6 protein-coding genes are annotated in these 4709 nt (G+C 70.3%); 3 read left to right on the forward strand and 3 right to left on the reverse strand.

The genetic code is table 11. The features are described 5' to 3' along the window. Positions 1-73 precede the first annotated feature (73 nt). Together IY392_RS04960 and IY392_RS04965 are read left to right on the forward strand one after the other, a co-directional pair. A complete protein-coding gene (locus IY392_RS04960; RefSeq protein ID WP_107757544.1) occupies positions 74-1165 on the forward strand; it encodes a permease in 1092 nt (363 codons plus the stop codon). Between the two features lie 20 nt (positions 1166-1185). Next, the gene (locus IY392_RS04965) at positions 1186-1422 is read left to right on the forward strand and encodes a thioredoxin family protein (RefSeq protein WP_107757545.1); all 237 of its coding nucleotides are present in this window, start codon (positions 1186-1188) and stop codon (positions 1420-1422) included. Here IY392_RS04965 and IY392_RS04970 read toward each other — a convergent pair. Together IY392_RS04970 and IY392_RS04975 are read right to left on the reverse strand one after the other, a co-directional pair. Then, the gene (locus IY392_RS04970; protein WP_107757546.1) at positions 1419-1829 is read right to left on the reverse strand and encodes an arsenate reductase ArsC; all 411 of its coding nucleotides are present in this window, start codon (positions 1827-1829) and stop codon (positions 1419-1421) included. The genes IY392_RS04965 and IY392_RS04970 overlap by 4 nt on opposite strands. A 67-nt stretch (positions 1830-1896) precedes the next feature. Next, entirely contained in the window at positions 1897-3054 is a 1158-nt protein-coding gene (locus tag IY392_RS04975; RefSeq protein WP_107757547.1) for an acyl-CoA dehydrogenase family protein, read from the reverse strand. Between the two features lie 142 nt (positions 3055-3196). Here IY392_RS04975 and IY392_RS04980 point away from each other — a divergent pair, with 142 nt between their 5' ends. Beyond that, entirely contained in the window at positions 3197-3913 is a 717-nt protein-coding gene (locus tag IY392_RS04980) for a PIG-L deacetylase family protein (protein WP_107757548.1), read from the forward strand. Positions 3914-3920: 7 nt separating this feature from the next. On the opposite strand, the gene IY392_RS04985 is transcribed toward IY392_RS04980, so the two are convergent. Continuing rightward, a complete protein-coding gene (locus IY392_RS04985; protein ID WP_194305401.1) occupies positions 3921-4646 on the reverse strand; it encodes an APA family fibronectin-binding glycoprotein in 726 nt (241 codons plus the stop codon). Positions 4647-4709 lie beyond the last annotated feature (63 nt).

Genomic DNA, 4709 nt, shown 5'->3' on the forward strand with positions numbered 1-4709 from the left:
CGCCCGACCCCCTCTCATCACCCCCTGAACAGTTCCTATCGACCCTCATCGATACCAATCCTACAGTGGAGGTATGACCTCGTTGCCCGCCTCCGCGACCGGCCCGTCCGGCCCGGAGAACGACACCCCGGACACCGACACCGGTGCCCGTGAGCAGCGTCGGCTCGTGTCGGCGCTCGCGCTGGCCGCGGTGTCCTGGGTGGCCCTGTGGGTGGCCAACGAGTGGTTCTGGGACGCGGCCGTCGGCTGGCTCGGACTCGACCTCGCCGACCGCGCGATCGGTGCCGTGCACTTCTTCCTCTACGACACCGTCAAGATCGTCCTCCTGCTCCTCGGGCTGATGTTCCTGGTGGGCATGCTCCGGGCGAGCCTCGACCTCGACCGCGCGCGGGACTGGCTCGAGGGCCGGGGGCTGTTCGTCGGCCTCACGCTGGCCATCGTGCTCGGCGTGGTGACCCCCTTCTGCTCCTGCAGCTCGATCCCACTGTTCATCGGCTTCGTGGCCGCGGGGATCCCGCTCTCGGTCACCCTCACCTTCCTCATCGCCTCCCCGCTCATCAGCGAGATCGCGGCCATCATGATCGGCGAGATGTTCGGGTGGCACATCGCCGCCGCCTACGTCGGCGCCGGCGCCGCCATCGCCTTCGTCGCGGGATGGGCCCTGTCCCGGTTCCGGCTCGACAGGTGGGTCGACGACGTCGTCTTCACCACCCGCGTCGCCGTACTCCGCGCGGACGGCCACGTGCCCTCGCTGCGCGAACGGGTGGACGCCGCTCTCGGCGAATCCCGCGACATCCTCCGTAGCGTGTGGATCTGGGTGGTGGTGGGCGTCGGCGTCGGCGCGGTGATCCACGGCTGGGTCCCCGAGGACTTCTTCCTCCGCTGGGCTGGCCCGGACAACCCACTGGCGGTGCTCGTGGCCACCCTCGCGGGGATCCCGCTCTACGTCAACGGAGCCGGGGTCGTGCCGATCGCCGAGGCACTGTGGGCCAAGGGCATGAGCCTGGGCACCGTCATGGCGTTCATCATGAGCTCGATCGCGCTGTCGATCCCCCAGGCGATCATGCTCAGGCGGGTCATGCGGCCACCACTGCTCGCACTGTTCTTCGCCGTCGTGGCGGCCGGCATCCTCGCCATCGGCCTACTGTTCAACGTGATCGCCTGACCCCGGATGCAGGAGGAACCATGATCGTCAAGGTGCTCGGGCCCGGATGCCGCAACTGCCACACCCTCGTCACCCGCACGAGGGAGGCCCTGGCAGCGCTGGGTGAGGACGCGGAGATCGTCGAGGTCACCGACGTCGGCGAGATCGCCGGCTACGGCCTCATGAAGACACCCGGGCTGGTGGTCGACGACGACCTCGTCCTGGGAGGGAAGGTGCCCACCGTCCGTCAGCTCACCGAGATCCTGCGCGGACGCTAGACCGGGCGCACGCCGAGCTCGGCGAGGAGTCCGGTCACCCGGCGCCTGATCTCGTCGCGGATGGGCCTGACCGCGTCGACACCCTGCCCGGCGGGGTCGTCGAGGACCCACTCGAGGTAGCGCTTGCCCGGGAATACCGGGCAGACGTCACCGCACCCCATGGTGATGCACACGTCGCTCGACCGGACCGCCCCGGTGGTGAGCACCTTCGGCGTGGCCGCCGAGATGTCGATGCCGTCCTCCGCCATCGCCTCGGCGACGGCCGGGTTGATCGAGTCCGCTGGCGCCGACCCGGCCGAGCGGACCTCCACCGCGCCTCCGGACAGGTGCTCGGTGTAGGCCGCGGCCATCTGTGAGCGGCCCGCGTTGTGGACGCAGACGAAGAGGACGGACGGACGATCGGTCACGGTGACTCCCCGGCAGAATGTATCGACGACTGTCGATAGTAGCCTCTCGGCGCCCTCACCCGGTGGGTCACAACGCCCGGCCGATGACCTCCTTCATGATCTCGTTGGTGCCGCCGTAGATCCGCATGACCCGGGCGGCCGCGAACTTCTGCGCGATGGGGTACTCCATCATGTAGCCGTAACCCCCGAACAGCTGGAGGCAGCGGTCCACCACATCGTCGAGCATGTCGGTGGCCTGGAGTTTGGCCATCGAGGCGGTCACGGCGTCCAGCTCGCCGTCGATCTCACGGGTGATGCAGTGGTCGATGAAGGTGCGGGAGGCCATGACGGAGGTCTTGCACGCCGCCAGTTCGAACCGTGTGTTCTGGAAATCCAGGATCGTCTTGCCGAAGGCCTGTCGATCGCGGGTGTACTCGAGGGTCTCCACGACTGCGGCCTCGGCCATGGCGAGCGCGTCCACGGCGATGGCCAGGCGCTCGCGCGGGAGCTGGTTCATGAGCTGGTAGAAGCCCTGCCCCTCCTCGCCCCCGAGCAGGTTGGCGGCGGGCACGCGCATGTCGTTGAAGAACAGCTCGGCGGTGTCGGCGCCGTGGCGGCCCATCTTCTCCAGCACTCGTCCGCGCTCGAAGCCCGGCGTCGAGGCCTCCACGGCGAACAGGGCCATGCCCTTGTGGCCGGCGTCGAGGTCGGTCTTGGCCACCACCACCACGAAGTCGGCGGAGCCGCCGTTGGAGATGAAGGTCTTGGAGCCGTTGATGACGTACGAGTCGCCGTCCCACTTGGCGGTGGTGCGCACGCCCTGCAGATCGGAGCCGGCGCCGGGCTCGGTCATGGCGATCGCGGAGATCCACTCGCCCGAGCAGATCTTCGGCAGCCACTGCCGCTTCTGCTCGTCGGTGGCGTAGTTGGCGATGTAGTGCGGGGTGATGGTGGAGCCCACGCCCATCCCGAAGGCGGTGTCGCCGGAGTAGACGAGCTCCTCGGTCACGAGGTACTCCATGCCCGGGTCTCCGCCCTGGCCGCCGAACTCCTCCGGCACGTCGAGACAGATGAGCCCCGCGTCACCCGTGCGGAGCCAGGTCTCGCGGTCCACGTGCTTCTGCGCGGCCCACTTCTCCTGGTGGGGCGTCATCTCCTTGGCGAAGAAGGCGCGGGCGTGCTCGCGCAACAGCCGGTGATCATCGGTCTCCCAGGACGGGCGGTAGTCGGGGAAGAGTGCGGACACGGCTGGGCCTCCGGAGTGATGCGACGGGCGATACGGCAGGGGTCACGGCGGGATACGACGCCGACGGGGTGCGGGTCGAGCATACGACGGCGTCCCGACGCGACTTCTCGCGCGCCGGGGCGCGCGGGGCCATACTCGGGGCATGACCCCTTCCCCGGCACCCGAGCCGTTCCCCACCGACTGGACCCGCTGTCTGGTCCTGGTGGCGCACCCCGACGACCCCGAGTACGGGATGTCCGCGGCGGTGGCCCGCTGGACGGCCGAGGGCCGGAGCGTCGTCTACGTGCTGGCCTCCAGCGGTGAGGCCGGCATCGAGGGGATGCCGCCCGAGGTCGCGGGCCCGGTCCGCGAGGAGGAGCAGCGGCGCTCCTCGGCGATCGTCGGTGTCGACCGGGTGGAGTTCCTGGGCTTCCCCGACAGCCGGATCGTCAATGACGCGGAGCTCCGCGACGCCGTCGCCGACTCCATCCGCCGGCACCGCCCCGACGTCGTGGTCTCCCTGTTCTCCGGGGACGAGTTCGCTCCGGGGAAGCCCAACCAGAGTGATCACATGGAGTTCGGCGCGGCGGTGGGGGCCGCGTACGACGACCTGGTCGCGGCGGTGGGGGTCGATGCAGCGGAGGGGCGGCCGCAGATGTGGTTCGAGTCCTCGCCGGAGATGACGCACTACGTCGACGTGAGCGGGTTCGTCGAACTCGCCGTGGACGCGCTCGCCGAGCATTCCGAGTACCTCTCGGTGCTCGACCCGGCCACCCCCGTGCGGGATCAGGCCCGCGCGCAGGTGGAGCAGGTGTGCGCACCGCGGGACGGACTGTCCGACGGGAACCCGGTGGTCGGCTTCCGGCGGATGCGGCCCTGAGCCGGGGTCAGGCGTGCTCACCCGGTCGCGCTAGTGGGGTGTCGGCCGCCTCGGTGGGCCGCAGTCGATCGACGATCTCGTCCGCCCACTCGGCGCGGGGTGAGTGCAGGGTGCCGTCACCCGGCAGACCGATGTACGTGAGCCAGTAGCGCTGCGCGCCCTCCCCGACGACCGCGGTGTACACGAGCGCGCCCTCGGGGCCGATGAATTCCTGGTCGGCGACGGGGAGCACTCGGAACGACACGGACCAGCCGTCGCCGACACCGGTGGCGATCTCCTCCGCCCGCTCCTCGACCGGCTGCCCCGGGACCGGTAGGAAGAACTGTCCGATCCCACCGGCCAGGGTGATCGCCGCCCGCCGGTTGTCCGGATCGCGCGGGTCGAACAGGTCCTCCGTGAGCGCGCCCGTGAGCACGATCCCGTCCGAGCGGTCGGTCTCCCCGTCCCCCGCCTCCCTGTCGGGGGTCAGCGCGGTGGTGCCGAAGACCAGCTGCTCGCCCGACTCGGCCTGCCAGCCCTCGGGGACACGGATGACGAGCCCGGTATAGGGGTCGACGTGGTCCGAGCCCGCGGCCACCTGGGTCGTCGGGGACAGGGTGCGGACCCCCGGTGCATACGTCGCAGACGAGACGAGCACGGTCACGACCGCGGCGGCCACCGCCAGGACGGCGACCAGCACCACGAGGAGAAGTGACCGGTTCCGGCCGGTGGAGCGGGGGTTCCCTGAGTTCATCCGCCCAGCGTAGGCGGGCGCCGCTCGCGCGGCGCGGCCGGGCGGGACTCCCGCGGTGTGGGC

It is taken from the genome of Dietzia sp. SYD-A1, from assembly GCF_015356725.1.
Lineage (GTDB): Bacteria > Actinomycetota > Actinomycetes > Mycobacteriales > Mycobacteriaceae > Dietzia.